The sequence below is a fragment of the Streptomyces albidoflavus genome, assembly GCF_000719955.1.
Taxonomy (GTDB): Bacteria; Actinomycetota; Actinomycetes; order Streptomycetales; family Streptomycetaceae; genus Streptomyces; species Streptomyces albidoflavus.
Window position 1 is genome coordinate 1 of sequence record NZ_JOII01000008.1, and the last position, 16882, is coordinate 16882.

Annotated in this window: 3 protein-coding genes and 1 pseudogene; all 4 read right to left on the reverse strand. The window is 75.1% G+C overall.

From position 1 onward, the window contains the following. On the reverse strand, positions 1-478 hold a 478-nt coding region (locus tag IF45_RS34410), incomplete at its 3' end, for an AMP-binding protein (RefSeq protein ID WP_370443948.1). Continuing rightward, a pseudogene (locus IF45_RS31350) lies at positions 469-6198 on the reverse strand (amino acid adenylation domain-containing protein); the annotation flags it as partial. The pseudogene IF45_RS31350 and the gene IF45_RS34410, both read right to left, overlap by 10 nt. Before the next feature lie 152 nt (positions 6199-6350). Next, the gene (locus tag IF45_RS0111390) at positions 6351-6557 is read right to left on the reverse strand and encodes an MbtH family protein (RefSeq protein WP_003951360.1); all 207 of its coding nucleotides are present in this window, start codon (positions 6555-6557) and stop codon (positions 6351-6353) included. A gap of 53 nt (positions 6558-6610) precedes the next feature. Continuing rightward, entirely contained in the window at positions 6611-16849 is a 10239-nt protein-coding gene (locus IF45_RS0111395; RefSeq protein WP_030307164.1) for a non-ribosomal peptide synthetase, read from the reverse strand. Positions 16850-16882 lie beyond the last annotated feature (33 nt).

Consider the following 16882-nt stretch of genomic DNA (forward strand, 5'->3'; position numbering starts at 1 on the left):
CTGCCGGGGCCGGCTGGGTGTGGTGGTGGGTGATGAGGAGGCGGGCGCCGGAGTCTTCGAGCATGTAGGTGAGCCGGTCGGCCGGGTAGGCCGGGTCCAGGGGCAGGTAGGCCGCGCCGGTCTTCATGATGCCGAGGAGGCCGACGGCCATGTCGGTGCTGCGTTCGACGGAGAGGCCGACCAGGTGGCCGGGGCCCGCGCCGAGGGAGATGAGGTGGTGGGCGAGCTGGTTGGCGGAGCGATCCAGTTCGCCGTAGGTGAGCGCGTCTTCGCCGCAGACCACGGCGATCGTGTCGGGGTGTTCGGCGGCCCGTTCGGCGACCTGGCTGTGGAGGGTTCCCGGCCAGGGGGCGACGCCCTCGGTCCCGGCCCACTCCCGCACCACCCGCTCCCGCTCACGGTGTCCCCGTCCACGGGGAAGTTCTCGAAGGCGACCAGGCTGTCGAAGAGGCTGGTGCCGCGTTCGACCCCGCTCCACCCCTGGATGCGGGGGAGCGGCACGTACTCGTACTGCCGTGCCTCGGCCTGGGCCTCCTGCACCCCGGCGAGCCAGGTGCCGACCGGGGTGTCCCCGTCGACGCCGACGCGGACCGGCAGGGTGTTGACGAGCATGCCCACCACCGAGTCGACGCCCGGCAGGTCGGCGGGGCGGCCCGAGACGGTCGCGCCGAAGACCACGTCGCTCTCGCCGGAGTACCGCGACAGCAGCAGTGCCCAGGCGCCCTGGACGACGGTGTTGACGGTCAGCCGCTCGGCGCGGGCGAAGTCGTAGAGCTTGCGCGACGCGGCGGCCGGGAGCCGGGTCACCAGCCGCTCGGCCGACTGCGCGCGGTGGGTGGCGACCGGGTTGCGGTCGTACGGGAGCGACGTCGGCTGGCCGAACCCGTCGAGCAGCTCCCGCCAGTACGCCTCGGCCCTGGTCAGGTCCTGGCCCTGGAGCCACTCCACGTAGGAACCGAACGGGCGCCGCGAGGGCAGGGCGGGGTGCTCGCCGGCCAGCAGGGCCCGGTAGGCCCGGGTGAGCTCGTCGAGCATCTGGAAGGTGCTCCACCCGTCGAGCAGCACGTGGTGGGAGGTACGCACCACCCGCACCGAGGTGTCGGAGGTGCGGGCGACGGCGATCCGCACCATCGGCGCGGCCGCCAGGTCGATGCCCAGCTCCCGGTCCTCGGCCAGGTGGCGGGCGAGCGCACGCCCCTGCTCCTCCTCGCTCAGGCCGCGCCAGTCGAGGTGCGTGACGGGCTGCGTGACGTTCCGGCGCACCACCAGCAGCGGCTGGTCGACCTGCTCCCAGACGACGGCGGAGCGCAGGATCTCCAGGTGGTCGGTGACGTGCTGCCAGGCCCGTTCCAGCAGCTCCGGCGCGGCGACGCCGTCCATCCGGAAGCTCATCTGCTCGAAGTAGGCGCCACCCTCCGGCTCGGCCAGGGTGTGGAAGAGCATGCCGCTCTGCATGGGGGTGAGCGGGTAGACATCCTCGATGTTCCGGCCGTCACCGGCGATCCGGTCCACGGCGGCCTGGTCGAGGCGGGCCAGGGGGAAGTCGGACGGGGTCGCGCCGCCGCTCGACGGGTCCTGGCAGTGCGCCAGCAGGGCCCGCAGCGCCGCCAGGTGTTCTGCCGCCACGCGCTCGACCGTGGCCCGGTCGAAGACCTCGCCGGAGAAGATCCAGGTGAAGCCGAGCGTGCCGTCCTCCACCATGCCGACGACGTCCAGAAGATACGGGCGGGGCTCGTCCGGAGCGTGATCCTGGCCGAGGGCGGGGAGCCGGTCGCGGATCAGGCCGTCCTCGGTGGTGGTGCCGTCCCACTGCCCGAGGTAGTTGAAGCTGACCGGCGGCAGCGGGTCGGTGCGCAGGGCGTGGCCGGGAGTGCCGGGCGCGGAGAGGAAGCGCAGCGCGTCGTAGCCGAGGCCGCGGCCCGGGACGGCGCGCAACTGCTCCTTGACGGACTTGACCGTCTCCCCCCAGCCCGCCGCGTCCGGCAGGGTCAGCGCGACCGGGAAGTGGGTGGTGTACCAGCCGACGGTGCGCGACAGGTCGAGGTCGTCGAAGAGCTCCTCGCGGCCGTGTCCCTCCAACCCGATGACCAGGCGCTTCGACCCCGTCCACGCGCCCAGGGCGCGGCCGAGCGCGGCCACCAGGACATCGTTGATCTGCGTGCGGTACACCGACGGGACCCGGTGCAGCAGCGCGTCGGTCTCCGCGCGGTCCAGGCGCACCTCCACGGTCCGCTCGGCCGCGGTGACGTTGCGGCCGGCCGGGTCGTCGGCGGGCAGGGCCGGAGCGTGCCGGGCGTCGACCGACCGCCAGTGCTCCACCTCGGAGTCGAGGCCGCCGTCCCGGACGTGCGCGGTCAGGTGCTCCGCCCACTGCTGGTAGCTGCTGGTGCGGGCGCCGAGGTCGGCCTGGCGCCCTTCAGCGAGGTGCGCGTAGGCGGTGGCGAGATCCTCCAGAAGGACCCGCCAGGAGACGCCGTCCATGACGATGTGGTGGACGGTGAGGAAGAGGCGCGGCCAGGACGCGCCGGCGCCCCGCAGGAACACGCCCTTCACCAGGGTGCCGGTGGACAGGCCGAGGGCGCGCTGCGCCTGGAGCGCGGCCGCGTCCAGCTCCTGCTCGGGGTCGGGGGACCCGGTGAGGTCGCGGACGGTGAGCAGGCCGGCGGGCCGCTCGCCGTACTCCTGGACCCAGTCGCCGTCCTGGCGGACGTACCGCAGCCGCAGGGCGTCGTGGTGGGCGACGACCGCGTCCAGGGCCCGCTCCAGCAGTGCCGCGTCGGTGCCGGGTGCCAGCCGCAGGTGCACGGACATCGCGTAGTGGTCCGGGTCGACGGTGTGCTCGTCGAGGAACCACCGCTGGATCGGGGTGAGCGGGACGCGCCCGGAGACCACCGCCTCCGGCGCGGCCGACAGCTCCTCGGCGGGCGCGGCGACCGCCGCGAGGGCGGCCACGCTCTGGTGCAGGAAGAGCAGCCGTGAGGTGAGGCGCAGCCCCGCCTGGCGGGCGCGGGAGACGACCTGGATGGAGAGGATGGAGTCTCCGCCGAGGTCGAAGAAGTTGTCGTGCACGCCCACGCGGGAGACCCCGAGGACCTCCGCCCAGATGGCGGCCAGGGTCTCCTCGGTCGCGTCGCGCGGCGCGGTGTACCCGGTGCCCAGCCGGTCGGCGTCGACCTCGGGTTCGGGCAGTGAGCGTCGGTCGACCTTGCCGCTCGGAGTGAGGGGCAGGTGGTCGAGCGTGACGAAGACGGCCGGGACCATGTAGTCGGGCAGGTGGCCGGAGAGGTGCGCGCGCAGGTCCGCGCCGCGCGGCCCGGACCCGCCGTCCTCGGGCACCACGTACGCCACCAGCCGCCGTCTGCCGGACTCCTCCTGCCAGGCGAGCACCACCGCGTCCCGCACTCCGGGGTGGGTGAGCAGGGCGCTCTCCACCTCGCCCAGCTCGATCCGGAATCCGCGGATCTTCACCTGGTCGTCGGCGCGGCCCAGGAACTCCAGGTCCCCCGAGGCCAGCCACCGGGCCCGGTCGCCGGTGCGGTAGAGGCGGTCGCCGCCGGCGAAGGGGCTGTCGGTGAAGCGTTCCGCCGTCAGCTCCGGACGGCCGTGGTAGCCGCGGGCGATGCCCTCGCCGCCGATCCAGATCTCGCCGGGCACCCCCTGCGGGACCAGGTTGCGCGCCGCGTCCAGGACGTAGACGCGGGTGTTGGGCAGAGGCCGCCCGATGGGGACGTAGACGGTGGCGCCGAGGCTCTCCTCGGTCGGGACGAAGACGGTCGAGTCGACGGTGGCCTCGGTGCCGCCGTAGGCGTTGACGACGACGCAGCCGGGGGTGATCCGGCGCAGCAGGTTGCGGCAGTCCTCGACCCGCCAGCCCTCGGAGCCCACCGAGACCAGCCGCAGCGCGGGGAAGTCCTCACCGCGCCGCTCGACCTCCTGGAGCACGGCGTTGAGCAGCGAGGGCACGATCTCCAGCCCGGTGGCGCCGGTCCTGGCGATCAGGTCGAGGAGCGCGGCGGGGTCGGTGGTGACGTCCTTCGAGGCGATGACCAGCGCGCCGCCGAACGGCACCGAGCGGATGAGGTCGGCGAAGAAGAGGTCGACGGAGAGGCTGGAGACCGACAGGAAGCGCGGCTTCAGCTCGGTGAGGCCGTACCGCTCGTCCCAGGCGGTCAGGATGTGGCGGACGTTGCGGTGCTCGACGGCGACGCCCTTGGGGTTGCCGGTGGAGCCCGAGGTGTAGATGACGTACGCCAGGTCGTGCGGGGCGACGGTGGTCGGCGGCGCGGTGGCGGGCAGCCGCCCGATCACCTCGGCCTCCGCCGCCAGGTCGACGAAACGCACGCCGGCCTCCAGGGGCAGGCTCGCCCGCGCCGCGCTGTCGCCGACGACGATCCGGGCGCCGGAGTCGGCCAGCATGTAGGCGAGCCTGTCGCCCGGGAAGCCGGGGTCGAGCGGGACGTACGCCGCGCCCGCGCGCAGGATGCCGAGCAGGCCCACCGCCATGGCGGAGCCGCGCCCGAGGCTCAGGCCGACCAGCGAGCCGGGTCCCGCGCCCAGGCCCGTCAGGTGGTGGGCGAGCCGGTTGGCGCGCTCGTCCAGCTCGCGGTGGGTCAGGGTGGCGTCGTCGGCGATCAGCGCGACGGCGTCGGGGGTGCGGGCGGCCTGGGCGGCCAGCCGCTCGTGGACGAGCGCGTCGTCACGGGACGGCAGTTCGGTGGCGTTCCACTCCACGGCGAGCCGCCGCCGCTCCGCCTCGGTCAGCAGCGGCAGCGCGGCCACCGGGCGGGCGGGGTCCGCGACCGCCCCGTCGAGCAGGACGCACAGGTGGCCGGAGAGCCGGTCCACGGTGTCGGCGTCGAAGAGGTCGGTGTCGTACTCGACCAGGCCGTGCAGGACCCCGTCCCGCTCGGTGAACTCGAAGGTGAGGTCGAACAGCGAGGCGTCCCGCTCCAGCGGATAGGGGGAGACGGCCGCGCCGGGCAGCGCGAGGGTGTCGGCGGGGGTGTCCTGGAGGGCCACCATGGCCTGCACCAGCGGGGTGCGGCTGGTGTCGCGCTCCGGCTGGAGGGCCTCCACCAGCTTGTCGAAGGGCACGTCCTCGTGGGCGAACGCGTCCAGCACCGTGTCCTTGACCCGGTCCAGCAGCTCGCCGAAGGCCAGCTCCGGCGCCACGTCGGTCCGCAGGACCACGGTGTTGACGAGGAAACCGACCACCTGCTCCAGGTCCTTGTGGCCGCGGGCGGCGGCCGAGGTCCCCAGCGCGATGTCCCGCTGGCCGGACCAGCGGGCGAGGACCGCCTTGACGGCCGCGGTCAGCGCCATGAACAGGCTCGCGCCCCGCTGCCGGGCCAGCGCCCTGAGCCCCGCCGTGGTGGCGGCCGGCACGGTGAAGCGGCGAACCGCCCCGGCCGAGTCCCGTACGGCGGGCCGGGGCCGGTCGGTGGGCAGTTCGAGCGGGGCGATCCCCTTCAGCTGCTCGCGCCACCAGGTGAGCTGCTCGTCGAGCTGACCGCCGTCCTCCAGGCGGCCGCGCTGCCAGGCGGCGAAGTCCGCGTACTGGACGGTGACCTCGGGCAGGTCGTGCGGGCCGCCCTGGAGGCGGGCGGTGTAGAGCGCGCCGAGTTCGCGTGCCACGACCCCCATGGACCAGCCGTCGGTGACGATGTGGTGCATGCCGAGGACGCAGAGATGCTCGTCGTCGCTGAGGCGGACGAGCAGGACCCGGACGAGCGGGCCCTCGCGCAGGTCGTAGGGGCGGGCCAGCTCCGCCAGGACGGTCTTGCGGGCGGTCGCCTCGTCGCCCGCGTCCGCCGTCACCCACTCGGCGTCGAGCCGGTCGTGGACCACCTGTACGCCCACGCCGTCCCGCTGCCCGAAGGTGGTCCGCAGCGCCTCGTGACGGGCGGTCAGGTCACCGACGGCGGCGCGCAGCGCCCCGGTGTCCAGGCGCCCGGTGATCCGCAGGGGCAGGGCCGAGTGGTAGTCGGCGCCGCCCGGCTCGAAGTCCTCCAGGAACCACAGGCGCTGCTGGCCGTAGGACATCCGCAGCTCGCCGTCGCGCGCCACCCGGGGCACCGGCGGCGCGGACCCGGCCGCCGACCCGCCGCCACCGCGCCCGGCCAGGCGCTGGGCGAGAGCCTCCCGCAGGTGCGCGGGGAGGGCTGCTATCCGGTCATCGCGGGAAGACGGCTGGTTCATCGGAACAATCCCCCAGGGAGGTGCGGGTCGGCGGGTGTGCTGGTCTGCTGGGCGAGGAGAGGGCTCCCGGTACGGGAGTCCGGCGCGGCGGCCGGGCCCCCGCGGGCCGGGAGCGTGCCCCGGCCCGCGGTGCGTGCGCCGGGGGCGCGGGGTCAGGCGGTGGCGGCCCGCAGGCTGCGCGGGCGCATGTCGGTCCAGTGGGCCTCGACGTGGGCGAGGCACTCCTCACGGGAGCGGTCCGCGAGCACGGTCCGCCAGCCCGCCGGGACGGTGGTGCCGGTGGGCCACAGGGAGTGCTGGCCCTCGTCGTTGACGAGCACGTCGTAGGAACGGTCGGAGTTCTCGAAGGGGTTGGACACGGTGGGCCTTTCGTACGGGAGGGGCGAGGAGGGTCGAGAGGTGTGCGGGTGGGTCAGGACGGGGTGGCGGTGGCCGCCTCCAGCTCGGCGAGGATCACGTCCTCGACCTCGGCGGCCGCCTCGGCGACCGTCGGCCGGTCGAAGAGGGTGCGGGGGGTCAGACCGGTGCCGAAGACCGCGTTGATCTGCGTCACCGTGCGCAGGGCGAGCAGCGAATCGCCGCCCAGCTCGAAGAAGTTGTCGTGCAGGCCGACCCGCTCGGCCCCGAGCAGCTCCTGCCAGACCTCGGCGATCAGCGTCTCGGTGGGCGAGGACGGCGCCTCGTACGCGGTGCCGGTGGCCAGCCGCGCCCCGTCCGGGTCGGGCAGTGCCCGCCGGTCGACCTTGCCGTTGGCGGTCAGCGGCAGGGCGTCCAGCGCCGTGAAGGCGGCGGGCAGCATGTACTCGGGCAGCGAGGCGGCCAGGCGGGCGCGGAGCTCCGCGGCACCGGGCAGTACGGCGCCCTGGGCCGGCACCAGGTGGCCGACCAGCACGGTCCGGCCGGAGCCGGGGTCGGTGTGCGGCACCACGGCCGCGTCCCCGACGGACGGGTGGGCGACGAGCGCGGCCTCGATCTCGCCGGTCTCCACCCGGAAACCGCGGATCTTGACCTGGCCGTCGGTGCGGCCCAGGAACTCCAGGGTGCCGTCCGGCCGCCACGCCACGAGGTCCCCCGAGCGGTACATCCGCCCGCCCGGCGCGCCGAACGGGTCGGCGGTGAACCGCTCCGCCGTCAGCCCGGCCCGCGCGTGGTAGCCGCGGGCGAGCCCCGCCCCGGCGATGTACAGCTCGCCCGGAACCCCGGCGGGAACCGGTTCCAGGCCGCCGTCCAGGACGTACACCCGGGTGTTGGCCAGCGGCGCGCCGAGCGGCACCGAACCCTCGCCGAGGGCTCCCCGCAGGTCGTGCGTGGTGGTGAAGGTGGTGGCCTCGGTCGGGCCGTAGCCGTTGGTGAGCCGCAGCGCGGGATGGGCGTCGAGGACCCGGGCGCAGTGCTCGGGCGAGAGCCGGTCGCCGCCCGCCAGCAGGTGCCGCAGCCCGGCGAAGACCGTCACGTCGTCCTCGGCGACCTGGTGGAACAGGCCCGCCGTCAGCCACAGGTGGGTGACGCCGGCCTCGGTGAGGAACCGGCCGAGCTCCGCCGTGGTCGGCACGTGCGGCGGGTGCACCGCCAGCCGTGCGCCGCGCAGCAGCGCCGTCCACACCTCGAACGTCGACGCGTCGAAGGAGAGCGAGGCGAACTGCGCCACCGTGTCGCCGGGCCGGACCTCGGTGTACCCGCTCGCCAGCGCCAGCCGCACCACGGCCCGGTGCGGGGTCAGCACGCCCTTGGGCACGCCGGTGGAGCCCGAGGTGTACATGACGTAGGCGAGGTCGTCCGGCGCCGGGGACGGCACGGGCGCCGCGTCACCGGGCCGGGCGGCTATCGCCCCGGCCTCCTCGTCCAGGTCCAGGGCCCGGACCCCGGAGGCGGGCAGCCGGTCGCGCAGGGCCTTCTCGGTGACCAGCAGTCCCACCCCGGCGTCGCCGATCATGTACGCCAGCCGGTCCGCGGGATAGCCCGGGTCCAGCGGGACGTACGCCGCCCCCGCCTTGACCACGGCGAGCAGCGCGGTGACCGCGTGCGCCCCGCGCTCCAGGCACAGGCCCACCAGGGAGCCGCGGCCGGCGCCGAGCGCCACCAGGTGGTGGGCGAGGCGGTTGGCCCGCTCGTCCAGCTGCCGGTAGGTCAGCTCCTCGCCCGCGTCGGTGACGGCGACCGCGTCGGGGTGTTCGCGGACGCGGGCGGCGAACAGCTCCGGCACCGACGCCTCGGGCAGCTCCTCGGCGGTGTCGTTCCAGCCGCGTACGGTCTGCTCCGCCTCGGCCTCGGTGAGCATCCCCACGGCGGAGACCGGTGTCCCGCCGTCGGCCGCCGCCAGGGAGCCGAGCAACGCCTCCAGCCGTCCGCAGAGCCGCCCGGCCGTCGCCTCGTCGTACAGCGCGGCGTCGTACGCCAGGGTGTAGCTGAGGTCGTCGCCGGCGTAGGCGATGAGGTTGAGCGGGTAGTTGGTGGCCTCGGTGCCCGCCAGGCGGCGCAGCCGCAGGCCGTGGGCGGCGGCCGCCTCGTCGTCCATCGGGTAGTTCTCGAAGACGACCAGGGTCCGGAAGAGATCGGCACCCCGCTCGACGTCGCCGCACGCCTGGATACGGGGGAGCGGCACGTACTCGTACTGCCGCGCCTCCACCTGGGCCCGCTGGAGCGCCTGGAGCCAGACGGCGGCGGGTGCCGACTCGTCGACGCGTACCCGGACCGGCAGGGTGTTGATGAGCATGCCGATCATCGAGTCCGCGCCGGGCAGGTCGGCCGGACGGCCCGAGACGGTCGCGCCGAAGACCACGTCGGACTCCCCGGCGTGCCGGGCCAGCAGCAGCGTCCAGGCGCCCTGGAGCACGGTGTTGACGGTCAGCCGGTGCCGCCGGGCGAAGGCGAACAGCGCGCGGGAGGCGGCCGGGTCCAGGCGCCGCGCCAGCCGCGCGGTGGAGCCGGTGGCGTGGCCCGGCGCGGTGTGCCGCAGGGCGGGCAGCGGGGTCGGCGCCGCGAAGCCGTCCAGGGTCTCGCGCCAGTACGCCTCGGCCTCGGCCAGGTCCTGCCGCTCCAGCCAGTCGACGTAGGCGCGGAAGGGGCGGCGGGCGGGCAGCGGGTGCTCCCGGCCGGCGGCCAGCTCCGCGTAGGCCGCGTGGGTCTGGGCCAGCACGTCGAAGGTGGACCAGCCGTCGAGCAGGATGTGGTGGAAGGCGCACACCAGCCGGACGGTGGTGTCCGTCAGCCGCACCAGGGTGAGCCGCATCAGCGGCGCGACGGTCAGGTCCACGGGCCGGCCGCGGTCCTCGGCGAGGAGCCGCCGTACGGCCTCCTCCTGCTCGGCGGTGGGCAGGCCACGCCAGTCGAGGTGGGTCACCGGCAGCTCGGCCTGGCGCCGGACCACCATCAGCGGCCGCTCCACCTCCCGCCACTCCAGTGAGGCGCGCAGGACACCGACGTGGTCGGCGACGCGCTGCCAGGCCGTGGCGAGCAGCGCCGGGTCGTCGACGCCGTCCAGCTCGAAGGTCATCTGCTCGGTGTAGGCGCGCGGGGTGGACAGGGTGTGGAAGAGCATGCCGCTCTGCACCGGGGTGAGCGGGTGGACGTCCTCGACGTCGCGGCCGCCGCCGGTGATCCGGTCCACCGCCGCCTGGTCGAGCCGGGCCAGCGGGAAGTCGGACGGGGTGGCCCCGCCGTTCTCCGGGCGCAGGCAGTGCTCCACCACACCGCGCAGCGCGGCGAGGAAGGCGTCGGCGAGCCGCTGGACCGTCTCGGTGCGGTGGACGGCCGGGGCGTGGATCCAGTCGACACGCAGTTCCCCGTCGCCGACGGCCGCCACCACGTCGATCAGGTGCGGGCGGGGCTGGGCGGGCGCCTGGTCGGCGCCGAGCCGCTCCGCGAGCCGCGTGCGGACCAGCCCTTCGGTGCCGGTGGCACCGTCCCACCGGCCGAGGTAGTTGAAGCTGATCTCGGGGTGCGGAGCGCCCGCGAGGGCGCGGTGCGCGGCGGTGTCCGGCTCGGAAAGGTGGCGCAGCGCGCCGTGGCCGATGCCGTGGCCGGGCACGGCCCGCAGCCGCTCCTTGACGGCCTTCAGGGAGCGCCCCCAGTCGCCGGGGCCGTCCGGTGCCTCGGGCAGCTCCAGCCGGAACGGGTGGATGGTGGTGAACCAGCCGACCGTGCGGGAGAGGTCGACGTCGTCGAACAGCTCCTCGCGGCCGTGGCCCTCCAGGGCCACGGTGACCGGCTCCCCGGCCCAGTCGCGCAGGACCCGGCCGAGCGCGGTCAGCAGCACGTCGTTGATCCGCGTGCGGTACGCCGCGGGCACCTGCTGGAGCAGGGCCCGCGTCTCGGCGCGGCTCAGCCGTACGGAGGCGGTCGCCGCGGCGCCGAAGGTGTTGGCCTCCGGCGCCTCGTCGGCGCCGGCGTCCCGGGGCAGCGGCCGGATGTGCGCCGACTCCGCCTGCCAGTAGGGAAGTTCGTGATCCATGGCGCCGGAGCGCACGTGGCCGGTGAGCCGGTCCGCCCACTGCTGGTAGCTGCTGGTCCGGGCGCCCAGGTCGACGGGGCGCCCCTCGGCGAGCTGGGCGTAGGCGGTGGCGAGGTCCTCCAGGACGATGCGCCAGGAGACCCCGTCCATCACCAGGTGGTGGACGGCCAGGAACAGCCGCGGGAGCTGGGAGGGACCCAGGCGGAAGAAGACGCCCTTGAAGAGGCCGCCGCCCGCCAGGTCCAGGGAACGCTGCGCCGCCGACGCGGCCTCGTGCAGCGCGGCCTCCCGCCGTTCCGCCGCAAGCCCGGAGAGGTCGCGTACGGCCAGTGGCTGGGCCGGGGCGGTGCCGTACTCCTGGACCCAACGGCCGTCGTCCTGGCGGGTGTAGCGCATCCGCAGGGCGTCATGCCGGGCGGCGACCGCGGCGAGGGCGCGCTCCAGCAGGGCGGTGTCGGTGCCGGGCGCCAGTTCGACCTGGGCGGACATGCCGTAGTGGTCCGGGTCGACGGTGTGCTCGGCGAAGAACCAGTCCTGGACGGGGGTGAGCAGGGCCTCGCCCGTCACCTCGGCCGGGCCGTCGCCCGTGGCCGTCTCCTCGACCGTCCCGGCCACCTCCGCGAGGGCGGCGACGCTCTGGTGGAGGAAGAGCAGCCGGGAGGTGAGCAGGATGCCGGCCTGGCGGGCGCGGGAGACGACCTGGATGGAGAGGATCGAGTCGCCGCCGAGGTCGAAGAAGTTGTCGTGGACGCCGACCCGTTCGATCCCGAGCACCTCGGCCCAGACCCCGGCCAGCACCTCCTCGGCACGGTTGCGCGGCGGGGTGTGGTCGGCGCCGCCGCGCTCCGCCCGGAAGTCCGGCTCGGGCAGCGCCCGCCGGTCGACCTTGCCGCTCGGGGTGAGCGGCAGCCGCTCCAGCCGCACGTACAGGCCGGGGACCATGTAGTCCGGCAGCGAACCGGCCAGGTGGGAGCGGAGTTCGCCGGTGGTCAGCTCGCGGTCGGTCACCAGGTGGCCGACCAGCCGCTGCCTTCCTGTCCCGTCGCGGTGGACGGCGACCACCGCGTCCCGTACGTCCGGGTGGCGGCCGAGGGCGGTCTCGATCTCGCCCAGCTCGATGCGGAAGCCGCGCACCTTGACCTGGTTGTCGGCGCGGCCCAGGTACTCCAGGCTGCCGTCGGCCCGCCACCGCGCCACGTCGCCGGAGCGGTACATGCGCTCGCCCGGCGCGCCGTACGGGTCGGCGGTGAACCGCTCGGCGGTCAGGCCGGGGCGCCCGTGGTAGCCCCGGGCCAGGTGCGGCCCGGCGATGTACAGCTCGCCGGGCACGCCGGCGGGCACCGGCTGGAGCGCGGCGTCGAGCAGCCGGACGCGGGTGTTGGGCAGCGGGGTGCCGATCGGCGGGACGGCGCCGCCGGTGAGCGGGGCGCTCATGGTGGCGACCACGGTGGACTCGGTGGGCCCGTACGCGTTGATCATGCGGCGGCCCGGCGACCAGCGGGCCACCAGGTCGCCGGTGCTGGCCTCCCCGCCGACGACCAGGGTGCGCAGCCCCTCCAGCCCGTCGGGGGTCAGGGTGGCGACGGCCGAGGGCGCCAGCAGGGCGTGGCTGATGCGGCGTGCGGACAGGAAGTCCTGGAGCGCCTCGCCGACCAGCGGCCCGTGCGGCGGCAGGACGAGGGTGGCGCCCGCGGGCAGCGCCATCAGGATCTCCATGACCGCGCCGTCGAACGAGGACGAGGCGAACTGGACGATCCGGCTCTCCTCGGTCACCTCCAGCCGCTCGATCTCGGCGGCGGCCAGGTTGCCGATGCCCCGGTGCGGGACGAGCACCCCCTTCGGGGTGCCGGTCGACCCCGAGGTGTAGATGACGTACGCGAGGTCGTCCGGGCGCGGCCCCGGCGTGGGGGCGGTGGTGGGCAGGTCCCGGAGTCCGGCGACGGCGGCCGGGTCGACGACGACCGCGCCGGTGTCCGGCAGGCGCCCGGCCAGCTCGGAGCGGGTGACGACGAGGGAGGCCCCGGAGTCCTGGAGCATGAAGGCGAGCCGGTCGGCCGGGTAGCCCGGGTCGAGCGGCAGGTAGGCGGCGCCGGTCTTCATGATGCCGAGCAGGCCGACGACGGTCTCCACCCCGCGCTCCAGGCAGAGCCCGGCGAGGGTGCCGGGCCCGGCACCGAGCGAACGGAGGTGGTGGGCGAGCTGGTTGGCCCGCTCGTCCAGCTGCCGGTAGCTCAACGCGGTGTGCGTGTCCTCCACGGCCGGCGAGTCGGGGCGGCGGCGGGCGCTCTCGGCGACCAGCTCGGGGAAGGTGCCGGGCAGCGGGGGGACGGTGGCGCCGTTCCAGCCGTGGACGAGCTGGTGGTGCTCGGCGTCGGTCAGCATCGGCAGGGTGGCGAGGGCACGGCCGGGCTCGGCCGCGGCGGCCGCCAGCACCGTCGTCACGTGCCCGGCGAACCGGGCGACGGTCGCCTCGTCGAAGAGGGCGGTGCTGTAGCCGACCTGGGCGGTGAGGCCGTCCTCCCCCTCGAAGAACTCCACCGTCAGGTCGAACGGCGCCGCCTCGCGGTGCACCGGGTGGTCGGCGACGGTGAGACCGGGCAGCCGGGCGCGGTCGGCGGGCGCGTTCTGCAGCACCACCATGGCCTGGACGAGCGGGGTGCGGCTGTTGTCGCGGGCCGCGCCCACCGCGTCCACGATCCGCTCGAAGGGCACGTCCTCGTGGGCGAACGCCTCCAGGGCGGTCTCCTTGAGCTGCGCCAGCAGCTCCCCGTACGACATCGCGGCGTCCACGCGGGAGCGGAGCACCACCGTGTTGACGAGGTAGCCGACCAGTTCCTCCAGGTCGCCGTGGTTGCGGCCGGAGGAGGCGGTGCCCACCGCGATGTCCTCCTGCCCGGACCAGCGGGCGAGGACGGCCTTGACCGCCGCCGTCAGCGCCATGAAGAGGGTGGCGCCCTCCCGCCGCGCCAGCTCCTTGACGGCGGAGGCGGTGGTGGCGGGCACGGCGAAGGTGTACGTGGCGCCGGCGGTGGAGCGGACCCCGGCGCGCGGCCGGTCGGTGGGCAGTTCCAGCGGGGTGATGCCGTCCAGCTGCGCACGCCACCACTCCAGTTGCCGGGTGAGCAGGCCGCCGCTCTCCAGACGGCCGCGCTGCCAGGCGGCGAAGTCCGGGTACTGCACGGCGGCCTCGCGCAGCTCCGGGGCGCGGTCCTCGGTGCGCGCGGCGTAGAACTCGCCCAGCTCGCGCAGGACGATGCCGGTGGACCAGCCGTCCGTGACGATGTGGTGCATGCCGAGGACGCAGATGTGCTCGTCGTCGGCGAGGCGGACCAGCAGCACGCGCACCAGCGGCCCGGCCGTCAGGTCGTAGGGGCGGGCTGTCTGGGCGCGGACCAGCTCGCGCAGCCGGTCCTCGCGCAGCGAGCCGTCGACGGCGGAGACGTCCTCGGTCCGCCACTCCGGCGCGAGCTGCGGGTGGACCACCTGGACGCCGCGCCCGGCGACCACGCCGAAGGTGGTGCGCAGGGACTCGTGGCGCGCGGTCAGGTCCTGGACGGCGCCGCGCAGCGCCTCGGCGTCGAGCCTGCCGGTCAGACGCAGCCCGGTGGCGGTGTGGTACTCGGCGCCCGTCGGGTCGAAGTCGTGGAGGAACCACTGGCGTTGCTGGCCGTACGACATCGGCAGGGCGCCGTCGCGCGGCACGAGCGGGATGGCGGAGTCCTCGCCGGAGTCCTCGGGTGCCACCGAGGCGGCGAGCAGGGCGATCGTCGGGGTGTCGAAGAGCACGCGGGGCGGCAGGGCGACGCCCAGCGCCGCGCGCATCCGGGAGACGGCGCGGACGGAGAGGATCGAGTTGCCGCCGAGCGCGAAGAAGTCGTCGTGGACGCCGATCCGTGGGACGCCGAGCACATCGGTCCAGATGGCGGCCAGCGTCTCCTCGACCGCCGTGCGCGGCGCGTCCTCGGTGGCCGCCTCGCTCTCGCGCACCGTGGCGGGGTCGGGCAGCGCCTTGCGGTCCACCTTGTCGTTGGGGGTGAGCGGCAGGGCGTCCAGGACGACGACGGTGGCGGGCACCATGTGGTCGGGCAGACCCTCGGCGAGGAAGGCGCGCAGGGCGTCGGAGGTGGGGCGCTGCTTCCCGGCGGCGACGTAGGCGATCAGGTTGGTGTTGCGGGTGACCACGACCGCCTGGGCGACGCCCGGGTGAAGGGCCAGGGCGCTCTCGATCTCGCCCAGCTCGATGCGGAAGCCGCGCACCTTGACCTGGTCGTCGGCGCGGCCCAGGTACTCCAGGTCACCGCCGGCACTCCAGCGGGCCACGTCCCCCGAGCGGTACATCCGCTCGCCGGGCGCGCCGTACGGGTTGGCGACGAACCGCTCCGCGGTGAGCCCGGGCCGGCCCTGGTAGCCCCGGGCGAGCCCGGGTCCGGCCAGGTACAGCTCGCCGCGCACGCCCGCCGGTACCGGCCGCAGGGCGTCGTCCAGGACGTACGCCCGGAAGTTGGCGATCGGGGTGCCGATCGGCGGCACCACGGCGCCGCTGAGCGGGCGGCTCATCGTGGCGCAGACGGTGGTCTCGGTGGGGCCGTAGGCGTTGATCATGCGGCGGCCGCCCGACCAGCGGGCGACCAGGTCGGCCGTGCTGGCCTCGCCCGCCACGACGAGCGTGGCGTCGGCGGGCAGGCCGCGGCCCTCGGGCAGCACGGCGACGGTGGCGGGCGTCAGGGTGGCGTGGGTGACGCCGTGCTCCGCGGCGTAGGCGGCGAGCGGTTCGCCGGGCGCCAGCGTCTCCTTGGCGCCCATGACGAGAGCGGCGCCGGTCAGCAGCCCCATGCACACCTCCCAGAACGCCGCGTCGAAGCTGGCGGAGGCGAACTGCAGGACCCGGCTGTCGCCGGTGACGCCGAACGCCTCCGCCTGCACGGCGGCCAGGTTGCCGATGCCCGCGTGGGAGACGAGGACGCCTTTGGGGCGACCGGTGGAGCCCGAGGTGTAGATGGCGTACGCCAGGTCCTCGGCGACCGGCGTGGTCTCCGGCGCGGTTGCCGGGCGGGCGTCGAGCGCCGCCCGGTCGGCGGTGAGGTCCACGAGGGTCGCGTCGGTGCCGGGCAGCCGGTCGCGCAGCTCGCGCTGGGTGACGACGACGCGGACACCGGAGTCCTGGAGCATGTACGCCAGCCGGTCGGCCGGGTAGGCCGGATCGAGCGGCAGGTAGGCGGCGCCCGCCTTCATGATGCCGAGCAGCCCGGCCGCCATGGCCGCGCCGCGCTCGACGCAGAGACCGATCAACTGGTCGCGTCCGGCGCCCAGTTCGAGGAGATGGTGGGCGATGCGGTTGGCCCGCTCGTCCAGTTCCCGGTAGCTGACCGGGCCGCTCTCGTCGATGACGGCGGTCCCCTCGGGCCGCTCGGCCACCCGCGCGGCGAACAGCTCGGGGAAGGTGCCGGCGGGGACCTCGCGCGCCGTGTCGTTCCAGACGTGCACGACCTCGGTGAACTCGTCGTCGGTGATCAGCGGCAGCGCGCTGAGCGGCGTCGCCGGGTCGGCCGCCGCCCCGGCGAGCAGCACGGTGAGGTGCCCGGCGAGCCTGGTGGCCGTCGCCTCCTCGAAGAGGGCGGTGCTGTGCCGCACCCGCAGCCGGGCCCCGGCGATCTCCACCGACAGGTCCAGCGGGTCGAAGTCCCGCTGCGCTGGACCGAGTTCGTCCAGCACGGCCACCATGGCCTGGACGTACGGGGTGACGCTGGTGTCCGGCTCGGGAGCCAGCGCCTTGACGAGGTCGGCGAACGGGACGCCGTCGTGGGCCAGCGCCTCGTCCAGGGCGCGGCCGGTGTCGTCCAGCAGGGCGGCGAAGGGCGCGGCCGGTTCGACGGCGGTGCGGACGACGACGGTGTGGCCGGAGCGCGGGGAGACCGTGCCGAGCGCGACGTCCTCCTGGCCGGAGTAGCGGGCGAGCAGGGCGGTGACGGCGGCGGCGAGGACCGCGGTGGGGGCAGTGGAGTGGCTCCGGCCCAGCTCCGCGAGGGCCGCGGCGGCGGGGGCCGGCAGCTCGCGCTCGTGGGTGGCGGTGCCGCTCGACCGGATCACCGGACGCGGCCGGTCGGTGGGCAGGTCCAGGGGCGGGACACCGTCCAGCCTCGCCCGCCAGAAGTCGGTCTGAGCGGGGACCGTCCGGTTCACCGGCGCGTCGGCGCGAACCACGTGTGTACCTCCAGGGAAGCGGCTTCCGGGCAG